General features: G+C 70.4%; 17 protein-coding genes. 9 read left to right on the top strand and 8 right to left on the bottom strand.

From position 1 onward, the window contains the following. Nucleotides 1–170 precede the first annotated feature (170 nt). On the bottom strand, nt 171–1,892 hold the full coding sequence (locus ACFYWJ_RS27805; RefSeq protein ID WP_387162220.1) for an FAD-dependent oxidoreductase: 1,722 nt from the start codon (nt 1,890–1,892) through the stop codon (nt 171–173). A gap of 185 nt (nt 1,893–2,077) precedes the next feature. Here ACFYWJ_RS27805 and ACFYWJ_RS27800 point away from each other — a divergent pair, with 185 nt between their 5' ends. After that, a complete protein-coding gene (locus tag ACFYWJ_RS27800) occupies nt 2,078–2,779 on the top strand; it encodes a TetR/AcrR family transcriptional regulator (protein ID WP_355281123.1) in 702 nt (233 codons plus the stop codon). Here the strand turns inward: ACFYWJ_RS27800 and ACFYWJ_RS27795 are convergent. Continuing rightward, on the bottom strand, nt 2,755–3,381 hold the full coding sequence (locus tag ACFYWJ_RS27795; RefSeq protein WP_355281125.1) for a TetR/AcrR family transcriptional regulator: 627 nt from the start codon (nt 3,379–3,381) through the stop codon (nt 2,755–2,757). The two genes, ACFYWJ_RS27800 and ACFYWJ_RS27795, sit on opposite strands and share 25 nt — an antisense overlap. Before the next feature lie 107 nt (nt 3,382–3,488). Here ACFYWJ_RS27795 and ACFYWJ_RS27790 point away from each other — a divergent pair, with 107 nt between their 5' ends. Continuing rightward, the gene (locus ACFYWJ_RS27790) at nt 3,489–5,411 is read left to right on the top strand and encodes an acyl-CoA dehydrogenase family protein (RefSeq protein ID WP_355281126.1); all 1,923 of its coding nucleotides are present in this window, start codon (nt 3,489–3,491) and stop codon (nt 5,409–5,411) included. Nucleotides 5,412–5,538: 127 nt separating this feature from the next. Here the strand turns inward: ACFYWJ_RS27790 and ACFYWJ_RS27785 are convergent, their stop codons facing one another. The 4 genes from ACFYWJ_RS27785 to ACFYWJ_RS27770 all read right to left on the bottom strand — a co-directional run bounded on the left by ACFYWJ_RS27785 (nt 5,539) and on the right by ACFYWJ_RS27770 (nt 11,726). Beyond that, nucleotides 5,539–6,768 (bottom strand): sensor domain-containing diguanylate cyclase, encoded by a 1,230-nt coding sequence (locus ACFYWJ_RS27785; protein WP_355281128.1) that lies wholly within the window; start codon nt 6,766–6,768, stop codon nt 5,539–5,541. Nucleotides 6,769–6,957: 189 nt separating this feature from the next. Continuing rightward, nucleotides 6,958–8,370: an NAD(P)/FAD-dependent oxidoreductase gene (locus ACFYWJ_RS27780; protein ID WP_355281130.1), complete on the bottom strand. Its 1,413-nt coding sequence runs from the start codon at nt 8,368–8,370 to the stop codon at nt 6,958–6,960. A 14-nt stretch (nt 8,371–8,384) separates the two neighbouring features. Further along, nucleotides 8,385–10,193 (bottom strand): DUF3556 domain-containing protein, encoded by a 1,809-nt coding sequence (locus ACFYWJ_RS27775; protein ID WP_355281132.1) that lies wholly within the window; start codon nt 10,191–10,193, stop codon nt 8,385–8,387. A gap of 90 nt (nt 10,194–10,283) precedes the next feature. Further along, entirely contained in the window at nt 10,284–11,726 is a 1,443-nt protein-coding gene (locus ACFYWJ_RS27770) for an AMP-binding protein (protein WP_355281133.1), read from the bottom strand. 161 nt (nt 11,727–11,887) lie between these two features. Here ACFYWJ_RS27770 and ACFYWJ_RS27765 point away from each other — a divergent pair, with 161 nt between their 5' ends. The 3 genes from ACFYWJ_RS27765 (at nt 11,888) to ACFYWJ_RS27755 (ending at nt 14,827) form a co-directional block, all read left to right on the top strand. Beyond that, nucleotides 11,888–13,108, top strand: coding sequence for a helix-turn-helix domain-containing protein (locus tag ACFYWJ_RS27765; RefSeq protein WP_355281135.1), 1,221 nt, complete (start codon nt 11,888–11,890; stop codon nt 13,106–13,108). A 130-nt stretch (nt 13,109–13,238) separates the two neighbouring features. Continuing rightward, nucleotides 13,239–13,913 carry a hypothetical protein gene (locus ACFYWJ_RS27760; RefSeq protein WP_355281137.1) on the top strand — a complete coding sequence of 225 codons (675 nt, stop codon included), beginning with the start codon at nt 13,239–13,241 and terminating at the stop codon, nt 13,911–13,913. A gap of 83 nt (nt 13,914–13,996) precedes the next feature. Continuing rightward, nucleotides 13,997–14,827 carry an alpha/beta fold hydrolase gene (locus tag ACFYWJ_RS27755; protein ID WP_355281139.1) on the top strand — a complete coding sequence of 277 codons (831 nt, stop codon included), beginning with the start codon at nt 13,997–13,999 and terminating at the stop codon, nt 14,825–14,827. Between the two features lie 43 nt (nt 14,828–14,870). Here ACFYWJ_RS27755 and ACFYWJ_RS27750 read toward each other — a convergent pair whose 3' ends face one another. Next, on the bottom strand, nt 14,871–15,266 hold the full coding sequence (locus ACFYWJ_RS27750; protein ID WP_355281140.1) for a nuclear transport factor 2 family protein: 396 nt from the start codon (nt 15,264–15,266) through the stop codon (nt 14,871–14,873). Nucleotides 15,267–15,392: 126 nt separating this feature from the next. Between ACFYWJ_RS27750 and ACFYWJ_RS27745 the strand changes: the two genes are divergently transcribed. The 4 genes from ACFYWJ_RS27745 to ACFYWJ_RS27730 all read left to right on the top strand — a co-directional run bounded on the left by ACFYWJ_RS27745 (nt 15,393) and on the right by ACFYWJ_RS27730 (nt 17,838). Next, a complete protein-coding gene (locus ACFYWJ_RS27745) occupies nt 15,393–15,995 on the top strand; it encodes a TetR/AcrR family transcriptional regulator (protein WP_355281142.1) in 603 nt (200 codons plus the stop codon). A gap of 40 nt (nt 15,996–16,035) precedes the next feature. Next, on the top strand, nt 16,036–16,911 hold the full coding sequence (locus ACFYWJ_RS27740; protein ID WP_355281144.1) for a siderophore-interacting protein: 876 nt from the start codon (nt 16,036–16,038) through the stop codon (nt 16,909–16,911). 91 nt (nt 16,912–17,002) lie between these two features. Continuing rightward, nucleotides 17,003–17,464 carry a MarR family transcriptional regulator gene (locus ACFYWJ_RS27735; protein WP_355281146.1) on the top strand — a complete coding sequence of 154 codons (462 nt, stop codon included), beginning with the start codon at nt 17,003–17,005 and terminating at the stop codon, nt 17,462–17,464. Continuing rightward, the gene (locus ACFYWJ_RS27730) at nt 17,461–17,838 is read left to right on the top strand and encodes a DUF5313 family protein (protein ID WP_355281148.1); all 378 of its coding nucleotides are present in this window, start codon (nt 17,461–17,463) and stop codon (nt 17,836–17,838) included. Before ACFYWJ_RS27735 ends, ACFYWJ_RS27730 begins: the two co-directional genes overlap by 4 nt. 6 nt (nt 17,839–17,844) lie before the next feature. Here the strand turns inward: ACFYWJ_RS27730 and ACFYWJ_RS27725 are convergent, their stop codons facing one another. After that, on the bottom strand, nt 17,845–18,534 hold the full coding sequence (locus ACFYWJ_RS27725) for a TetR/AcrR family transcriptional regulator (RefSeq protein WP_355281150.1): 690 nt from the start codon (nt 18,532–18,534) through the stop codon (nt 17,845–17,847). Nucleotides 18,535–18,658 lie beyond the last annotated feature (124 nt).

The following is an 18,658-nucleotide window of genomic DNA, read 5'->3' as shown; positions in this document are numbered from 1 at the left end:
CCGCGTCGCCGACGTTCACTGTCCGAAGTGGTTGTACCGCTGCACCATTCGAGACGAACATGTGCGAACTCGGTTCCTGCCCGAGCTCGCTGCCCTGCGCTGTCCGGCGATCCCGGACACCCTAGCAGTGCTTTGTTGGACTATCGAAATGTGTTGACGGCGGCCGGTATTCAGCGCACCGGCCAGATCGGCAGGCGCAGTGCGGCAGCGGCCGTGGCGGGTACCACCGGTCGCTCGGGTGCGATCGGCGCGATGCGCTGGTAGGGCGCTCCGGCCGGTGGCCGCGGGTCGGGCTCACCGTTGTTGGGCCACAGCGCGGCCGCGCGCTCGGCCTGGGCGGCGATGGTGAGCGAGGGGTTGACCCCGAGATTGGCCGAGATGGCCGACCCGTCGACGATGCTCAGGGTGGGATAGCCGTGCACGCGGTGGAACGGGTCGATGACGCCGGTCGCCGCGTCGGCCCCGATGACGCACCCGCCGAGGAAGTGCGCGGTGACCGGAACGCCGAACACGTCGGGCCAGGTGCTGCCCGGGGTGGCGCCGAGTTTGCCCGCGACGCGGCGGGTGGCCTCGTGGCCTGCCGGGATCCAGGACGGATTCGGTTCGCCGTAGCCCTGTTTCGAGGTGAAGCGGCGGCCGAACAGGCCGCGCCGGGTGTAGGTGGTGATCGAGTTGTCCAGGCTCTGCATCACCAGCAGGATCAGGGTCCGCTCGCTCCACCGGCCGGTGCGCAGCAGGCGCGGCGTCAGCAGCGGATGCCGCAGGGCGGTGAGCAGGACCCTGGCCCAGCGCGGTGCGCGATGACCGCCGTCGACGAGGTAGGTCTGCAACAGGCCCATCGCGTTGGACCCCTTGCCGTAGCGCACCGGCTCGACGTGGGTGTCCGGGGTCGGATGGAACGAGGAGGTGATCGCCACGCCCGTGGTGAGTTCGCGCTCCGGGTCGACGGTGGTCCGGCCCGCGCCGAGGATGGCCTCGGAGTTCGTGCGGGTCAGCACGCCGAGCCGGTCCGACAGGCCGGGCAGGACGGCCTGGTCGCGCATCCGGAACAGCAGGTTCTGGGTGCCCCAGGTGCCCGCCGCCAGCACCACCTGGCGTGCCGACAGCGTGGTGCGATGCTTGCGCACCCAGGCGCCGGTGCGCCGGGTGTCCACCCGCCAGCTGCCGTCGGGTCGCGGGCGGATCGCGTCGACGGTGGTCAGCGGAAGTACTTGCGCGCCCGCCTGTTCCGCCAGCCCGAGATAGTTCTTGACCAGGGTGTTCTTCGCGCCGTGGCGGCAGCCGGTCATGCACTCGCCGCACTGGAGGCAGCCGGTGCGGTCGGGTCCGGCGCCGCCGAAGTAGGGATCGGCGACGGTGCGGCCCGGCTCGCCGAAGTACACGCCGACCGGCGTCGGGACGAAGGTCTCGCCCACGCCCATCTCCTCGGCCACCTCCCGGATGACGGTGTCGGCGGGGGTGAGATGCGGATTGGTGACGACCCCGAGCATCCGGCGGGCCTGGTCGTAATGCGGGCTGAGCTCGTCGTCCCAGTCGGTGATGGCGGCCCACTGCCGGTCACCGAAGAACGCCGCTCCCGGCTTGTAGAGGGTGTTGGCGTAATTGAGCGAACCGCCGCCGACCCCGGCGCCGGCCAGAATGAAACAGTCGCGCAACCGATGCACGCGCTGGATGCCGAAACACCCGAGCCGCGGGGCCCACAGGTAGCGGCGCAGATCCCAGTTCGTCGCGGCGAAATCGGCATCGGCGAAACGGCGGCCCGCCTCGACGATGCCGACCCGGTAGCCCTTCTCGACCAGCCGCAGCGCGGTGACGCTGCCGCCGAAGCCGGAACCGACGATCAGCACGTCGAAGTCGAACCCGGCCGCGGTGCCGTCGGTGGTCTGTTCCAACACCGTCCAGACACTAGGGCCCGGATGTCCGCGGAAAGGAAACGTCACAGGTCGTTGGACGAATTCACCATGGCGGGCCGGCCGATCTGTCACGTGGAACAGCGCGCGCGGCCACCGCGCGATGGACGGTTCTCCTATTCTGGGGAGCGCTGCAGCTCCCGGGCGTGAAAGGTGGAGGTCGACGAATGCCGCCCAAAGGAACCCACCGACGGAAGCAGCCCGGTCAGCTTCGCCGCCAGCCCTCGCAGGATCGCGCGAAGGAGACCCGGGATCTCATTCTCGACACCGCCGCGGAACTGTTCGGCTCGCTCGGTGTCGCGCAGACCTCGACCAATCGCATCGCGGCCGAGGCCGGGGTCAGCATCGGCACCCTGTACCGGTACTTCGCGGACCGCTCGGTCATCGTCGACGAACTGCTCGATCGCCTGCTGGCCGATCTCGAACAGGGCTTCACCGCCCGGGCTTTCGAGTTCTCGGGTTCGGGTGGCGACGCCTCGGCCGCGTACTGCACGCGGATCGTCAGCGAGATCCTCGGCATCTTCAGCGACATCCTGGTCGCGAATTCCGCGTTGCTGCGGGCCTTGATCGGCGGCGTGCAGTTCTACAGCACCGGGTTGCCGCAGTTCGAACAGCGGCTGCGATTGCTCGTCAAGGTCGTGCTGATCCAGGGACTCGGGCCCGCGGACGACGGCTACCTCGACACGGTGACCTTCGTCTTCATCAACACCGGTTTCGCCGCCGTGGTGCGGGCCGCCGCGGTGGAGGTCTCCGCGCCGGAGCGCGCCGACGCCATCGCGATGACGGCGCGCATGATGGGCACCTGGCTGGCGGCCGAGGTCGCCGAGCGAGAACGGGCGGACGCTCAGGCCGCGCGCATGGCGCGATAGACGGCCGCGCCGACGAAGGCGCCCAGCTCGTCGGGTTCCCACCCGGATCCGTCGGTGAACAGGGTCCGCACCGCGCCCTCGCCGGCCGAGACCCACAGTTCCACCAGGGCGGGGAGCTTGTGCTCGGCGTCGGCGGTACCCCACGCGTGCAGCGTCGGGCGCAAGAGTTCGGTGCAGCGCGCGATCGCCAGGGTCCGGCCCCGGCCGAAGGACGCGGCGACCGCGGGATCGGGATTGCCGTAGAGCAGCCGCCACGCGGCGGGCCTGCTCGCCACCTTGTGCAGCAGCGCGCGGTAGCCCTCGACGAAGACGGTCTCGTCGGCGTCGGTCGTGCGCGGCGGCAGGACATCGAGCACACCGGAGACCAGGAACGCCTCCTCGCGCTCGATCAGCGCGTCGATCAGCTGGACCCGGTCGGGGAAGCAGGCGTAGACGACCGGCCTGGTCACGCCCATGTGTTCGGCGATCGCGCCCATGGTCACCGCGGCGATGCCCTCCTCGGCCGCGATCGCCAGCGCGGCGTCGAGGACCTGGGGGCGTCTGCGCTCGGGCCCGAGATGTGCCGCCCGTTCTCGCCGCTGAACGGCCGACTCGCTTCCCATCGGTCCACGATAGCAACCGCGGACAGGTTCCTACACGAGTGTAGAAAAATGCTACATTGTTGAATGAAGCGCCCGACCACGCTGGACGCCCGCACGAGGAGCCGACGATGCCCCAGGTCCTGTTCAACCCGAAGAACTGCGATTTCGCCCAGTTCGACCCGGAGACCCGCAGGCTGCTGCACGCGGTCGTCGACTGGTTCGAGGCCCGCGGCAAGGCCCGGCTGCTCCAGGACGACAAGGAACAGGTCTGGCCCGCCGACTTCCTGGACTTCGTGAAGCGCGAGCGCCTGTTCGCGACGTTCCTCACCCCGGCGGCCGAGGCCGACGGCGATCCGGACAAGCGCTGGGACACCGGCCGCAATGCCGTGCTCAGCCAGATCTTCGGCTTCTACGGCATGACCTACTGGTATGTCTGGCAGGTCACCATCCTCGGGCTGGGCCCGATCTGGCAGAGCGGCAACGCCGCGGCCAAGAAGAAGGCGGCCGCGCAGCTCGATTCCGGCGAGATCTTCGCCTTCGGGCTCTCGGAGAAGGAGCACGGCGCCGACGTGTACTCCACCGACATGATCGTCGACCCGCAGCCCGACGGCGGGTACTCGGCCACCGGCGGCAAGCACTACATCGGCAACGGCAACCTGGCCTCGATGGTGTCGGTGTTCGGCCGCCGCTCCGACAAGCCCATCATCGACAGCGCGAAGGCGCTGACCAGCAAGCCGACCGAAGCGGATTACGAGGGGTATCTGTTCTTCGTCGCCGACAGCCAGCACCCGGCCTACAAGCTCCAGCGCAATGTGGTCAACAGCCAGATCTACGTCGCGGCCTTCGAGCTGGACAACTACCCGGTCGCCGAGGCCGACATCCTGCATCGCGGCGAGGACGCGTTCCACGCGGCGATGAACACGGTGAACGTGGGCAAGTTCAACCTCGGCTTCGGCGCCATCGGCGCCTGTGAGCACTCCTTCTACGAGGCGATCGACCACGCGGAGAACCGGATCCTGTTCGGGCACAAGGTGACCGAGTTCCCGCAGGTGCGCTCGCTGATCGCCGACTCCTACGCGCGCATCGTGGCGATGAAGCTCTACAGCGAGCGCGCGATCGACTACATGCGCTCGGCCTCGCCGCAGGATCGCCGCTACCTGCTGTTCAACGCCATCGAGAAGATGTCGGTCACCCGGCAGGGGCAGCGCGTCATCGAGGATCTGGCCGACGTCATCGCCGCGCGCGGCTTCGAGAACGACATGTACTTCCCGGTCGCCATGACGGCGATGTTCGGCCTGCCGCGACTCGAGGGCACCGTGCACGTGAACATGGCGCTGTCGCTGAAGTTCATGGCCAACTACATGTTCCACCCCGCCGACGCGGGACTGGCCGCGCTGCAATCGATTCCCGGTGCCGCGGTGGCCCCCACCGGTGCCGCGCGGGCGGTCACCGGCGCGCTGAGCTGGTCGAGCCGCAAGCTGGCGCCGCGACTCGGCGCGGTGGTCAAGCCGCTGCGCGCCGAATTCGCCAGTGCCAGTTACGCTCCGGTGCCGACCCGGCGCGACAGCGCCGACGACGAGTTCCTGTTCCGCCAGGGGCCGAGCAGTGGCCTGGGCCGGATCCGGTTCGCCGACTGGCGCCCGGTCTTCGAGAGCTTCCGTGCCGTGCCCAACGTGGCGGTGTTCCTCGAGCAGGTGCTCGCGCTCCAGGGCTTGCTGGCCGCCGCCGCGCCGACCGCCGCCCAGCAGCAGGACGTCGACTTCCTCTTCGCGCTCGGCGAGTTGTTCACCGCGGTGCCCTACGCGCAGCTGATCCTGGAACAGGCGCGCATCGACGGCACCGACCCCGCCGTGCTCGACCAGATCTTCGACGGCTTCGTGCGCGCCTTCTCCACCAACGCGGTGACCCTGCACAACAAGCCGACCGCGACCCCCGCCCAGCAGCGCCGCGCCCTCGACCTCGTCCGCAGGCCCGTCCACGACGGGACGCGCTTCGACCGAGTGCTCACCGAGGCTCGCGCACTGGCGGGCACCTACCGGATGAACCCCTAGCCGGAAGGCGCTGTCCGCGAACGTGAATTATGTTGCTGTGCAACATTATTGCTAGGGTTCGTGGCGGTGGTGTGGCCGATGGATCCCGCAGACCCGTTGCGCCGCACCACCTCTGGGGAGACAAGAATCAGGAGCCGGTGGGGACCGGGTCCCAGTGCCGCAGGATCCAGCGGTTCTTGCCGAGGGCCTTGGCGGTGTAGAGGCAGTTGTCGGCGGCGGTCATCAGGTCGCGGGGCTCGGCGCCGGCGATCCGGGAGACGATCGCGCCCAGGCTGATGGTGATCTCGATCTCGTGATCGGCGACGACGAAGGGTTCGTCGACAGCGGCGTGCAGCAGGTCGACGGTGCGCTGGATGCGCGCCGCGTCGGCCGGCGGCGGCAGCACCGCGATGAACTCGTCGCCGCCGATGCGCGCGAGCAGATCGGTCTCGGGATCGAGGCAGGCCTGCAGGCGGGCGGCGACCTCGATGAGCAGGCTGTCACCGACGGTGTGGCCGAAGGCGTCGTTGATCTCCTTGAAGCCGTCCATGTCCAGCGCGCACACCGCGGCGACGTCGTCCGGCGCCGCCGCGGTGATCAGCGTGTCGAGGTGGGCGAGCAGGTGCCTGCGGTTGGCCAGCGCGGTGAGCGGGTCGTGGTGGGCCTGCCAGTGCAGGCGCTCGGTGGTGGTGCGGCGCTCGGTGGTGTCCTCGCCGAAGCCGAGCAGATAGAGGCCGCCGGAGGCGGACACGCACCGGGTCACCGTCCAGCTGGCCCAGCCCTCGGTGCCGTCGGGGCGCTCGTACTCGCCTTCGATCCGGATGGTGCCGGTCTCGGAACGCTCGAGTTCGCCGTGGACGCGTTCCCTGGCGTGGTGCACCTCCTCCTCGGCCAGGTCGAAGCCCGAGGTGCCCTGGAGTTCGGCCAGCGTCTTGCCGGTCAGCCGTTCGAAGGCGGGATTGGCGTTGATGATGTTGCCGTGCGCGTCGCCGATGGAGATGGCGATGGACGCGTGCCGGAACGCCGTCTCCAGCCCCTCCGTGGCCGGGGCGGCGGCGTCGGCCAGCGTGCGGGCGAAGCCCTGCCCGAAGCCGCCCGCGACGATGCCGAACGCCGCCGGGCCCGCGCCCGCCGCCTCGCTCATCGCCTGCAGGACCGGCATCGACCGGGCGATGGCCACCGGGTCGGCGCAGCCGAGGTCGTGCACGGCGGCCCCGGCCCGCTGGGCGACGACGGGGTCGGGATGTCCGGTGGCGAGGGTGGCCAGCAGCCGCTCGGTCCAGGTCTCGAGCTCGGTCACGAGGCACTCCGGCGGTGCGGCGTCGTCGACGGTGGCGGTCAGCAGCGCGGCCCAGCGCGCGGCGAATGCGCGGGACATGTCGGCTGACCACCTCCTGGCCGAGTGGGGATCGCTTCCAGCTATGGGCTGGCAATCGAACCTACCACCTGCGGAAAGTGCCGAGGCCGAGGTTGGCGAACTCCAGGTCGATCGTCCGATAAGTTCGCCCGGACGGCTGGTCGACCGCCGGTCGGCGGAGTGCCCGGTACCGGTCGGATCGGTATCCGATCAGCCCAGCCGACGCAGGGCGCGCTCGGCCGCGTTGACGCCACACATGCCGTGCGCGCCCGGTCCGGGCGGGGTCGCCGCCGAGCACAGGTAGTGGCCGGGGAGGCCGATGTCGTACGGCTGCAAGGTCTTTCGTGGGCCGAAGAGCAGCTGGGGGATGTCCTTGGCGCCGGTCATGATGTTGCCGCCGACATAGTTGGCGTTGTAGTCGGCGAACTCCGTCGTGGTGCGGGTGGTCGAGCCGACCACCCGGTCCCGGAACCCGGGCGCGAAGCGTTCGATCTGGGCGATGATCGCCGCGGTGGCGTCGCCGGTGTAGCCGTGCGGGACGTGGGCGTAGGTCCACACGGGATGCACCGAGCCCACCGACCGCTGCGGATCGGCGAGATACTGCTGACCCACCAGCACGAACGGGCGCCGGGGCAGCCGACCCGCGTGGATGTCGCGTTCACCCGCGGCGACCTCGGCGAACGAGCCGCCCAGATGTACCGTGCCCGCGCGCCGCGCCGCCTCGGCGGTCCACGGGACGCCGCCCTCGACCGCGAAGTCGACCTTGAACGCGCCGGGCCCGTAGCGGAAGCGCCGGTAGGCGCGGGCGATCCGGGGCGGGAGGCGGTCGCCGACGATCTCGGCCACCGCCGTCGGCGCGACGTCCCACACGGTGATGTCGGCGATCGGCAGATCGGCGAGCGAGCGCACCCGCACGCCGGTCTCGATCTTGCCGCCGTGGTCGGCCAGCGCCGCCGCCATGCTGTCGGCGATCCGCTGCGATCCGCCGACGGCCACCGCCCAGCCGTAGCGGTGACCCGCGGTCAGGATGCCCAGCCCGATACTGGCGCTCAGCGGCCGCTCGAGCGGCTGGAACGCGTGCGCGGCGACCCCGCCGAACAGCGCCCGGCCCGGCTCGGTGCGGAACGCCTTCGCCAGCAGCGCGGCGGGTGCCGTCGCGGGAATGCCGAAGCGCGCCAAGCGGAGTGGGTGCCGGGGCAGCCGCAGCAGCGGCCGCATGATGTCGGTGCCGGTCTCGTCGTAGCCGGCGACCGTCCGCTCGAACAGGGTGCGCCACAGCCGTTCGTCCGCGCCGAGGCCCGCGGCGGTCTCGGTGACCGACCGGTGCAGGACGCCCGCGCTGCCGTCGTCGAGCGGATGCACGCACTCGAGGTCGGCCCACGCCCAGCGCAATCCGTATCGCTCGAGGTCGACGCGTCGCAGGAACGGCGACCCCACGGCCATCGGATGGATGGCCGAGCAGTGGTCGTGCAGCAGGCCGGGCACGATCGCCTCGCTCGAGCGGGTGCCGCCGCCGATCGTGTCGGCGGCCTCGAGCACCGTCACCGTCACGCCGGCCATGGCCAGGGTGATGGCCGCGGCCAGGCCGTTGGGGCCGCTACCGACCACTGTCGCCGTTGTCATCGACTCGTCCTCTCCTACTCGGCCGACTGGGCCACGGTGTCGTGCTGCGGGGCGATCGCGGTGACGTCGTCACGTCGCCAGGTCACCCGGTGCGGGATGGGGCCGTCGGGCAGCCACGGCAGCGCCGCCACCGCGTCGGCGACCTCCCAGGTGCCGCGTTCGAGGACGCCGAGCGCGGCGTCGACCACCAGGTACCGCTGGGTGCCGCGGTGGATCGGCTGCGACTCCACCCACACTACGATCCATTCCCCCGGCGCGAACCCGACCCGGGCCTGCACCGCGGCGATCAGGTCGAGACCGTGCAGGTGACCGTCGCCGAAGTTGAACCCGATCAGCGAGTTGCAGGCGAATTCGGCCTCGCGCACCGTCCAGCTGTCCAGCGCCGGAATGTGCTTGTACAGCAGGGAGAACAGGCCGCGGCCCTGACTGTGCATCGACCGCCAGGCGATGGTCTGCTGCATGGTGATCTCGGCGACCGCGGGCGGGTAGCCCATGGCCAGCAGCTGGTCGATCTGGTTGTCGGCGGGCCGGTGCGCGATGGTGTTCAGCTTCGCCTCCGCGCCGGGGGCGAAGGCCCACAGCGCCGAGGCCCAGTTGCCCGCGTACTGGCGCATGGACGGCAGGAACGAGACCAGATCCGGGCGCAGATTGCCCAGCACCGGGAAGAACGCGAGACCCGCCGCGATCGCCACCGTCAGCCACGGGGAGGACATGTCGAACACGCCGTAGCCGTCGGCGTTCGGGAACCCGAGGAACAGGAACACGGTGAGGTAGGCGAACAGGATGTTCCACTCCAGCGGCACCGCCAGCGGGAAGGTGGAGGTGATGAACAGGTGGAAGATCACCATCATGGCGACGCCGGCCAGGTTGAGCCAGTGGTTGGTGGTGAACAGCAGCACGATCGGGGTGACCACCTCGACGGTGGTGCCGCCGACGTGGGCCATGAACGAGGCCAGCCCCGACGGGCGGATGTCGTGCGGGAAGTCGCGGTAGTGCGCTCGCTTGATCGACCGGAACGGCATCGCCGGGCTGTTGGACACCATCGGCGGCACCACATTGGTGAAGTGCTTGCCGAACTTGGACACCCCGGCGCCGACCCACACGATCACGATGAGCAGCTTGGCCGCGATGATCATGTCGGTGAACGGCAGCACCGCGAAGAACAGCAGCGCGGGCAGGTACTGCTCGCCCCGGGCCGCCAGGAAGATCGTCTTGTCGCGCAGTCCGCACAGCACGTACAGCACGATCGGGGCGACCAACAGGGCGGGCGCGACCAGCCCGGACGTGTTGTCCGGCAACGCCGCCAGCAGCGAGGCGGTGGTCTTGCCCGGTGCCAGCAGCGCGACCAGCAGGGACGCGAGGAAGCCGAGGTAGAGGGCCACGTCCAGCAGGGTGCGCGAGTCACCGTCGGTGAACGGCACCCGATGCCACGGCCGCAGGCGGATGGCGCCGCGCCGGGCGAAATACAGCGCGCCGCCGGTCATCGGCTTGAACTTGCCCGCCAGCGGCCCCCACGAGCCCGCGACGCCGATGGCCTCGAGCAGGACCGTCCACAGCACCAGCTTCTGGTAGACGATCGGCTGGTTCCACCACTGCGCGACATCCCAGAACGGCCCGGTGCCCGAGGTCGCGGTCGCCAGCACGACGCCGCCGAGGACATAGACCACCAGCAATTTCAGGATGTAGATGGTGTGGATCATCTTCGGCGTGCCGAAGCCGTATTCCGCCCAGTGCAAGGCCAGCGTCCGAACACGTTCGCGCAGTGGCAGATCCAGAAATGTCTCCGTATCCACCGGCGGGAAATCTCCCGTCTTGAAGCCCATGGCCCGATTCCTTTCTTCCCGCTCGCGGACGCGGCGGACCGCGCCCGAAAGTCCGACTTTCGTTCGAATTGATAAGTGGCGCAGTGGCGCTCAGACGCGGGTGGCGAGTACCCGCAGCTGTTTCTTGTCGATCTTGCCGACCGGATTGCGCGGCATCTCGGCCGTGAGCAGGATCGCGACGGGCACCTTGAACGCGGCCAGTTCCGCCCGGCAGTGCTCGGTCAGCTCCGCGGCGGTGATCGTGGCCCGCGGCGCGGCCACCACATGGGCCACCGGTACCTCGCCGAGCACGGCGTCGGGTACCCCGACCACCGCGGCCTCGTGGACCGCCGGGTGCCGGTAGAGCGCGTTCTCGATCTCCTTGGGGTACAGGTTCTCCCCGCCGCGGATGATCATGTCCTTGATCCGGTCGACCAGCACCAGGTAGCCGTCGGCGTCGAAGTAGCCGACGTCGCCGGTGTGCAGCCAGCCGTCCACCACGGTGGCGGCCGTCTCGGCGGGTCTGCCGAGATAACCCCGCATGACATTCGGTCCGCGGACGACGACCTCCCCGGGCTCGCCGGGCGCCACCAGCGCGCCGTCGGGGTCCATGATCGCCACCGCCTGGCCGGGCAGCGGCAGCCCGACCGTGCCCGGTTTGCGCTGTCCCGCCACCGGATTCAGGGTCGACGCGCAGGTGCCCTCGGACAGTCCGTAGCCCTCCACGATCGGCACGCCGTAGCGCTGCTGGAAGCGGTCGATGAGCTCGGCGGGAGTGGGCGCCGCGCCGCAGATCGCCAGTCGCAGCGAGGACGCGTCGGGGCGCTCGCCCTCGGGCTGGGCCACCAGCATCGCGTAGATCGCGGGCACCGCCGAGAAATAGGTGGGCCGGATCCGTGCCACGGCGTCGAAGAATCCCGACGCGGAGAACTTGCCGGCGACGGTGGTGCGGCCGCCCGCCAGCAGCGGCGACAGCACGCTGACCACGATGCCGTTGACGTGGAACAGCGGCAGGATCAGCAGGCTGTGGTCGCTCGCGTCCAGGCCGAGCGCGCCGATGATCATCGTGCACATGGCGGCCAGGTTCTCGTGCCCGAGCAGCACGCCCTTGGGCCTGCCCGTGGTGCCACTGGTGTAGATGATCAGCGCCAGGTTGTCGACGGGCGCCGCGGCGGCGACCGGTCCCGCGGACCGCGCGAGGTCGTCGACCGCGAGGGTAACCCCCGCGCGCCCGGGTTCGCCGATCACCACCCCGGCGCCCGAGTCCTCGATCTGGTATCGGATGTCGTCGTCGGTGAGGCCGGGGTTCACGGGCGTGACCGCGGCGCCGAGCCGCCAGGCGGCGAACAGGACCACCACGAGCTCCACCCGGTTGGGCAGCACGACGGCGACGACATCGTCGGCCCGGACTCCCGCCCGGTGCAGGACCGACGCGGCGGCCTCGACCCGCGCGTGGAACTGCGCGTTGGACAGCGTGGTCGAGTCGTCGGCCAGCGCGGGTCCGTGCGGGTCGGCGGTGGCTCTGACCTCGGGCAATTCGGCGATGTGTCGCATGATTCCTCACCGGAGACTGATGTGATCTGGATTACATGTCCCAAGGTAGGGCGCGGATCCGGCGCCGCCTACGGGCCCGCAGCCCAGCAATGCGACGCGGTGTTGTGCCCCGGGCACAAACCGCGCCGTCCGCCCCGCCACCGGGGGTACTGTCTGCGCCCATGGCCCCTGACAACGACCCCCTCGTGCGGACGGTGGCGGGCCGGATCAAGGCGGACCTGGACCGGCTGGCCCCGACGATGACCTCGATGTTCACCGAGGTCATCCCCGAATTCCGGCACGACGACGAGGTGCGCAGGCTGATGGTGGCCAGCACCGAGTCCAACCTCGCCGCCATCCTGGACATGCTCACCCTGGCCATCGGCATCGACGATGTCACCGTGCCGCCCGCCGCCGCCGAATACGCCCGCCGCTTCGCCCAGCACGATCTGTCGCTGGAGGCGCTGCTGCGGGCCTACCGGCTCGGCGAGCACATGTTCGTGCAGTGGACGATGACGCTGCTGACCGAACTGAACCCGCCCACCGACGTCGCCCTGGCCGCCGCCGCCCGGATCGCCGACATCGTCAACAGCTATATCGACCAGGTGATCGAGGGCCTGATCGACATCTACGAGAGCGAACGCCGCCGCTGGGACGCGCGCACCGACGCCGCCCGCGCCGCCCAGGTGCGCGCGGTGCTCGACGCCGACGATCTGGACCTGGCCTCGGCCGAGCAGATGCTGGGGGTCTCGCTGCGCGGCTGGCAGCAGTTCGCGGTGCTGTGGACGCCACCGGGCACCCGCGATCCCGGCGCGATCCTGCGCGCGGGCATCGCGCTGATGGCCGCCGCGACCGGCAAGACCCCGATGACCGTCGAGGTCGACGACTACAGCCGCTGGGTGTGGATCTCCTCGGCCGGGAAGCCGGTGCTCGACACCGAAGGGCTCGTCCGCGGTCTGCGCGCGCAGCCGAAACTGTCGGTGGCACTGGGGGATCCGGCCACCGGCCTGGACGGCTTCCGGCAGACCTGCCGCGACGCCCAGCGGGCCCGCACCGTCGCGCTGGCCACCCGGACGCACGGGCTCACCGGATACGCCGACGTGGCGCTGTCGGCGCTGTTCACCGACCGGGTGCCCGAGGTGCAGGAGTGGGCGAGCCGGGTGCTGGGCGGGCTGATGGGGGAGGACGAGACGGCCGCGCGATTGCGCGAGACCGTGCGGGCGTTCCTCGACGCGCGCGGCAGCTACACCGATGCCGCCGCCCGGCTGCACGTGCACAAGAACACCGTGCACTACCGGGTGCGCAAAGCCGAAGAGCTGCTCGGTCATCCGCTCACCGAGCGCAGGCTCGACCTCGAGGTGGCCCTGCGGGCCTGCGCGCAGCTGGGTCTGCCGAAGTCGTGATCCTGGCGTGATCCGCTGTGAATGCCCACAGCGTTGCGCCGATCCGCGGGCGGATTCGATCAGGGGCGCCGATGGTGGAGAGATGGGAACGCGATTCCCATACCGAACGACGCACTACTGGGGAATCGGAATGAACGCACCGGACGACCATCGGAAAAGAACAGCGCGGGAATGCCTGCCGAGCGCCACGCGCCGGAATATCGACTCCTATATCCGGTCGGAAGTCGCGAGAATTCACGAGAATTGGCTCGACGACGCCGAATTCACGACATCGGCCGCCGATCGCGCCGCCCGCGTCGACGCCGAGGCGGCGGAGCTCACCGGCCGGGTCGCCGTCGCCGAAGCGGCCATCCTCGACGACCTGCGCGCCGACTGGCGCGCGATCCACGGCAGCGGGCTCCCCGCCGCCCGGACCGTCGCGGCCCTGCGCGGCACCGCGCGCGAGGACGCCCGCCATGCCGTGCTGTGCGAATACCTCTATCCGCGGGTGTCGCACGAGATGCTCGCGGAGCGCCGCCGCGCCGAATACGCGGCGGCCGACCGTCGCCTCAACGCCGCGGTCCACACCGACCTGCACCGGTGGCGGCGCCGGGCGGTCCACCCGACCGCGCCGACCCGCGCGATCGTGGCCAGGACCTGGGGCACCATCCGGTCCGCGGAGTTCCTGGTCCTGGCGCACGCCCTCGTGCAGACGCGCGTCGAGGACGGGCTCCCGGTGCCGGTGACACCGCTGGATCCGCTGACCGAACAGCTCACCGACGCCATTCGTGATCAGCTGATATCCGACGGCCTGCTGCCGGTCTGAGGGTTCGCCGGGACCGGGCGCTGGGCTCGAGTTACCGTGACCACACCACGACGAGGTGGTGTGGGGAAAAGGAGGCATCGCGGATGCCACGTCTCGATATCGGTGGAACGTCGATCGCCTACGACGAGGCGGGATCGGGGCCACCGGTCGTCTTCCTGCACAATCTCGGCGGCGATCGCACCATCTGGCGGGCGCAGTACGACGCGCTGCGGTCCACGCACCGGGTCGTCGCCGTCGACCTGATCGGCTACGGCGAATCGGAGGCCCCCGACGCGGGGTACACCCTGGAGAACTACCTCGCCATGGTCGAGGCGGTCTTCGCCGAACTGGATCTGCGCGAGGTGACGCTGGTCGGGCACTGCTTCGGCAGCGCGCTGTCGCTGCTGTTCACACAGGCGCGTCCGGACCTGGTGCGGTCGCTGGTGCTGAGCAGCCCGCTGACCCCCGCCACCGTGAAGCCGACCAGGACCGGCTGGGCCGCGCTGCTCGGCAAGCATGTGCGCCTGGATTCGCTGCTGTCGATGGTCCGCATCCCGGGTCCGCTCGCCGGGCTCATCGTCGCCGAGCAACTCGGCGCGGGCGGCGCCCACACCGACGCGACCGCCCGGCATCTGCGGTCGAGCTGGACCGAGCCGCGCAGGCTGATGGTGACCGCCGCGATCGCCCGCGAGATCCCGCGCCTGGCCACGCTCGACGAGTTCGTGCCGCCCGAGGATTTCCCGCCGATCACCACCGTCTGGGGTGCGCGCAATCGCGTGCTGTCGGCGCGCGCGGGCGCGCAGCTGAACCGGACGCTGCGGCCGGTGCGCGAGATCGTCGTCGACGACGCCGGGCACCTGGTCATGGTGGAGGCGCCCGAGACGGTCACCGCCGCGGTGCTGTCGGCGATCGAGCACGCCGACCGGCCGCACTGAGGAGTTCGCCGGTGGACGGCGCCACCGGCGAAGACCCACTGACTCAGGCGATCTCGGCGGGCGCGGACAAGGCGGCCTGCATGGCGACGCCGTCCACGTAGGTGTGCTTCTCCTTGACCGCGCCGTCCTCGACGAGCACCATGTCCGCGATATCCACATCGACGGCGCCGCCGGTGACGGAGGTGCCGGACAGCTTCCAGCGCACCACCCAGAAGTCGTCGCCGACGCGCAGGTCGACCTGGGTGAAGGTCAGGTCGGGGACCAGGGCGAAGGTTTCCGCCGCGGCGACGCGGATCTCGTCGCGTCCGTGCGCTGGCGCGCCGCCGGAATGCAGGTGGAAGATCGAATCGGTGGTGTGCAGGGCGACGATGCGATCGGGGTCGCGGTCGGCCCAGCAGGCGTGGTAGCGCTCGAACAGATCCTTGGTGGCATCGGACATGTGGCCGGCCCCTTCCGAGATACAAACAGGATGACTGTATGTTCCCGGAGCGGGGGTGCCCGGTCAAGGGGGCGAAGGGCCTCGATCCGCCATGGCGGCCGTGCTGCCCTAGACTTCGACGTCGCCATGAACCCTGATCGCCGAACCCAAGCCGAGCGCTCGGCCGCCACCCGTGCCGCGGTCGTCCGCGCCGGGCGAGAACTGTTCGGGCAGTTCGGATACGGCGCGGTGAGCACCATCGCGGTCGCCGAGGCCGCGGGGGTCAGCCGCGGCGCGCTCTATCACCAGTTCGCCGAGAAGAAGGATCTGTTCGAGGCGGTCTTCGAGGACCTCGAACGCAGCCTGGTGGAGGTGATCGCCACCGCGGTCGCCGCGGCGCGGGCCGCGGATCCGATCGCGAGCCTGATCGTCGGCTGCCTGGCCTGGTTGCAGGCCTCCACCGCCACCGAGGTACGGCGGATCGCGCTGCTCGACGCGCCGGCGGTGCTCGGGTGGAGCCGGTGGCGCGAGATCGAGTTGCGGCACACCATCGGCCTGGTGGAGAACGCGCTGGCCGGGGCGATGGCGGCCGGGCGGATCAGAAAACAGCCGGTGCGGCCCCTGGCGCTGGTGGTGGTGGGCGCGCTGGACGAGGCGGCGCAGTACCTGGCGAACTCCGACGATCCCGAGGCGACGACGGCTGTCCGGGGCGTCATCGAGCAGCTCATCTCGGGCCTGGCGGTCGACTAGGGGAGTGCCGACCCGGTGCTCAATAGGTTAGCCTTGCCTAATGGCAACCGAGACTGTGTCCCGTCCGACCATGGTCTACGCGCCGCTGCGGGTCCGCCGCGCGGTGCGGCTGACCCCGCGCATGGTGCGTGTCACCCTGACCTGTTCGGACCCGGCCGCCCTCGGGGACACGGGACCGGATCAGTACACGAAGTTGTTCTTCCCGCTGCCCGGCCAGCGGCGTCCCGTCGTCCCGCCGCCGCTCGACGACGCGGGCAGCGTGATGAGCTGGTACCAGCGGTATCTCGCCATGGCCGACGAGATCCGCCCGCCGATGCGCACCTACACCATCCGGGCGCAGCGACCCGAAATCGGTGAGCTGGACATCGATTTCGCGCTGCACGCCGAGCACGCCGGACCCGCGTCGGAGTGGGCCACGACCGCGGCGCCCGGTGACGAGATCGGCCTGCTCTGCCCGCCGCACGCGCTCTACACCCCGCCGCCGAATCCCGCCTGGCAGTTGCTGATCGGCGACGAGACCGCGATTCCGGCGATCGGCGCGATCGTCGAACGCCTCGACGCGGGCGCGGCGGTCCTGGCGTTCATCGAGGTCGCCGGTCCCGCCGACGAGCAGCGGTTCGACACCCGCGGTGACGTGCGCGTCCGGTGGGTGCACCGCGGCGACCGCCCGCACGGCGCGGCCGTCGTGGACGCGGTGTGCGCCGCCGAATTCCCCACGGGCGCACCGTATGCGTGGATCTCCGGCGAGGCCGAACTGGTGAAGCTCACCCGCCGCAATCTCGTGCGCGACCGTGGCATCGACAAGCGCGCCATCACCTTCACCGGGTACTGGCGGCAGGGGCGCACCGAGGAGGACAACGGCCGCGAGAAGGTCCGTCGCGCCGCCGCCGGGGAGCCGCTCGTCGACGAGGAGTGATCCCCGGCCGCCCGGTCTGTGATGCCACTAATAGTTATTGCACTAACTATTAGTGGCATAATAGTGTGCGGACGAAGGAAGGCGGTGGACCATGCAGGAGCTCGACGACCCGTTGCGGCTCGACCGGCAGGTGTGTTTCGCCCTGGCGGTGGCCAACCGATCGGTGCTGGCGGTCTACCGTCCGCTGCTCGAACCGCTCGGCCTGACCCATCCGCAGTACCTGGTGATGCTGGCCCTGTGGGGTGAGGCGCCGATGTCGGTCAAGGCGGTCGCCGAGGCGATCCAGCTCGACTCGGCGACGCTGTCGCCACTGCTCAAGCGGCTCGAATCCGCCGGTCTGATCACCCGCCGTCGCGATCCGCACGACGAACGGACGCTGCACATCGATCTCACCGCGGCGGGCCGCGACCTGCGCAGGCAGGCCGAGGGGATTCCGCCGGCGGTCGTCGAGCGGCTCGGCGTGAGCCTGGCGGACCTGGAAGAATTGCGCGATGTCCTCGGCCGGGTCAACGCGGCCGCGCGGCGCGCATCGGACGTGAGGGAGCACCAATGACCGCCTCGACCCCCAATCTCTGGCAGCGCGTGCGCTACGTCACCGGGGGCACCCTGCCGCCGGAGATGGCGGACTGGGTCCTCGCCGACCTGACCGGTCCCGGCGCCACCCGCCGCTACCTGATGCGCTTCCTGCTCCCGGTGCTGCCGATCCTGTGCCTGTTCCTGCTGGTCCCCGGCCCGCTCTGGATGGGCCTGTCGATGATGGCGCTGCTCTACCTGCCGCTGGTCTACTTCACCGTCGCCCTGGTCTACGTGTACCGGCGGCACCGCCTGGTCAGCCACGGCTTCGACCCCGAGCTGGCCGACGAGGCCGAACGCCGCCGCGCCGACGCCGAGCGCGCCGCCTACGAGAGCCGTCACCAGCGCGGCTGAGCGGCGTCACACCTGGGGGAGACCCTGGGAGATCGCGGCGAGGGTTTCGACCACGGGTTGATCCGGGTCGACGGTGACGCCCTTGCCGCGCAGGAAGCCGTCCAGGAGCTGGCAGACCGAATCGGTGCTGCGCTCGATGAATTCCCTGGTGGCGGCGGGATCCGGCGTGCCGGGCACGTCGAGCCAGAGATCGGTGACCGCGACGAGGAAGCCGACGATGCCGCGGGCGAGGTGCTCGACACCGTCGGTGTCGAGACCGACCGCGGCGAACAGTGTGCTGGTGCGTTCGGCGAGATCGCCGGACAGGCGCCTGCCCACATCGAGCGGGCGGGCCGTGCCGTCGCCGGTCGGGACGCTCTGGGTGATCGCGACGTAGCGGAACACGTTCGGGTACGTGAGCACGACCTCCGTGGCCGCGGTCAGGAACTGGTGCACGGTCGTCCGGCGGGTCTGCATCATCAGCGACAGATCCGGCGCCACCGCCCGGTAGATCTGGTCGACCAGCCAGTCCGCGACGGCCCGGTCCAGGTCGGACTTGTCGGTGAACATGCGGTACAGCCGTGGTTTCGCGACGCCGACCTCGGCCGCGATCGCCCCCATCGTCACCTGCGCGCCGTCGCGGCCGATGGCGCGGATCGCCCCCTGGACGACATCGTCGCGCGAGAGGATCCGCGCGGCCGAACGCCCCGATGTCATCGACATGTCCCTGTTCTTTCCGCGTCGCCCCAAGCAGTATCGGCAGCATACCGGCAGTTCCAGTGGTGATTGCCCGGTCGTGCTTGACAGGGTCGCCGGTGGCCCGGGAAACTCTCCACCGGTA

Origin of the sequence: Nocardia sp. NPDC003269 (assembly GCF_042888005.1) — a bacterium.
In the GTDB taxonomy this organism is placed as follows: domain Bacteria; phylum Actinomycetota; class Actinomycetes; order Mycobacteriales; family Mycobacteriaceae; genus Nocardia.
The sequence above is the reverse complement of the archived record's forward strand: the minus strand, read 5'-3'. Positions and strand labels throughout refer to the sequence as shown.

Excerpts from the sequence above, each read along its gene's own strand:
- ACFYWJ_RS27770 (WP_355281133.1), bottom strand. The coding sequence starts at position 11,726 with ATGCGACACATCGCCGAATTGCCCGAGGTCAGAGCCACCGCCGACCCG.
- ACFYWJ_RS27775 (WP_355281132.1), bottom strand. The coding sequence starts at position 10,193 with ATGGGCTTCAAGACGGGAGATTTCCCGCCGGTGGATACGGAGACATTT.
- ACFYWJ_RS27730 (WP_355281148.1), top strand. The coding sequence starts at position 17,461 with ATGACCGCCTCGACCCCCAATCTCTGGCAGCGCGTGCGCTACGTCACC.
- ACFYWJ_RS27765 (WP_355281135.1), top strand. The coding sequence starts at position 11,888 with ATGGCCCCTGACAACGACCCCCTCGTGCGGACGGTGGCGGGCCGGATC.
- ACFYWJ_RS27760 (WP_355281137.1), top strand. The coding sequence starts at position 13,239 with ATGAACGCACCGGACGACCATCGGAAAAGAACAGCGCGGGAATGCCTG.
- ACFYWJ_RS27725 (WP_355281150.1), bottom strand. The coding sequence starts at position 18,534 with ATGACATCGGGGCGTTCGGCCGCGCGGATCCTCTCGCGCGACGATGTC.
- ACFYWJ_RS27740 (WP_355281144.1), top strand. The coding sequence starts at position 16,036 with ATGGCAACCGAGACTGTGTCCCGTCCGACCATGGTCTACGCGCCGCTG.
- ACFYWJ_RS27755 (WP_355281139.1), top strand. The coding sequence starts at position 13,997 with ATGCCACGTCTCGATATCGGTGGAACGTCGATCGCCTACGACGAGGCG.
- ACFYWJ_RS27795 (WP_355281125.1), bottom strand. The coding sequence starts at position 3,381 with ATGGGAAGCGAGTCGGCCGTTCAGCGGCGAGAACGGGCGGCACATCTC.
- ACFYWJ_RS27745 (WP_355281142.1), top strand. The coding sequence starts at position 15,393 with ATGAACCCTGATCGCCGAACCCAAGCCGAGCGCTCGGCCGCCACCCGT.
- ACFYWJ_RS27790 (WP_355281126.1), top strand. The coding sequence starts at position 3,489 with ATGCCCCAGGTCCTGTTCAACCCGAAGAACTGCGATTTCGCCCAGTTC.
- ACFYWJ_RS27785 (WP_355281128.1), bottom strand. The coding sequence starts at position 6,768 with ATGTCCCGCGCATTCGCCGCGCGCTGGGCCGCGCTGCTGACCGCCACC.
- ACFYWJ_RS27750 (WP_355281140.1), bottom strand. The coding sequence starts at position 15,266 with ATGTCCGATGCCACCAAGGATCTGTTCGAGCGCTACCACGCCTGCTGG.
- ACFYWJ_RS27780 (WP_355281130.1), bottom strand. The coding sequence starts at position 8,370 with ATGACAACGGCGACAGTGGTCGGTAGCGGCCCCAACGGCCTGGCCGCG.
- ACFYWJ_RS27800 (WP_355281123.1), top strand. The coding sequence starts at position 2,078 with ATGCCGCCCAAAGGAACCCACCGACGGAAGCAGCCCGGTCAGCTTCGC.
- ACFYWJ_RS27735 (WP_355281146.1), top strand. The coding sequence starts at position 17,003 with ATGCAGGAGCTCGACGACCCGTTGCGGCTCGACCGGCAGGTGTGTTTC.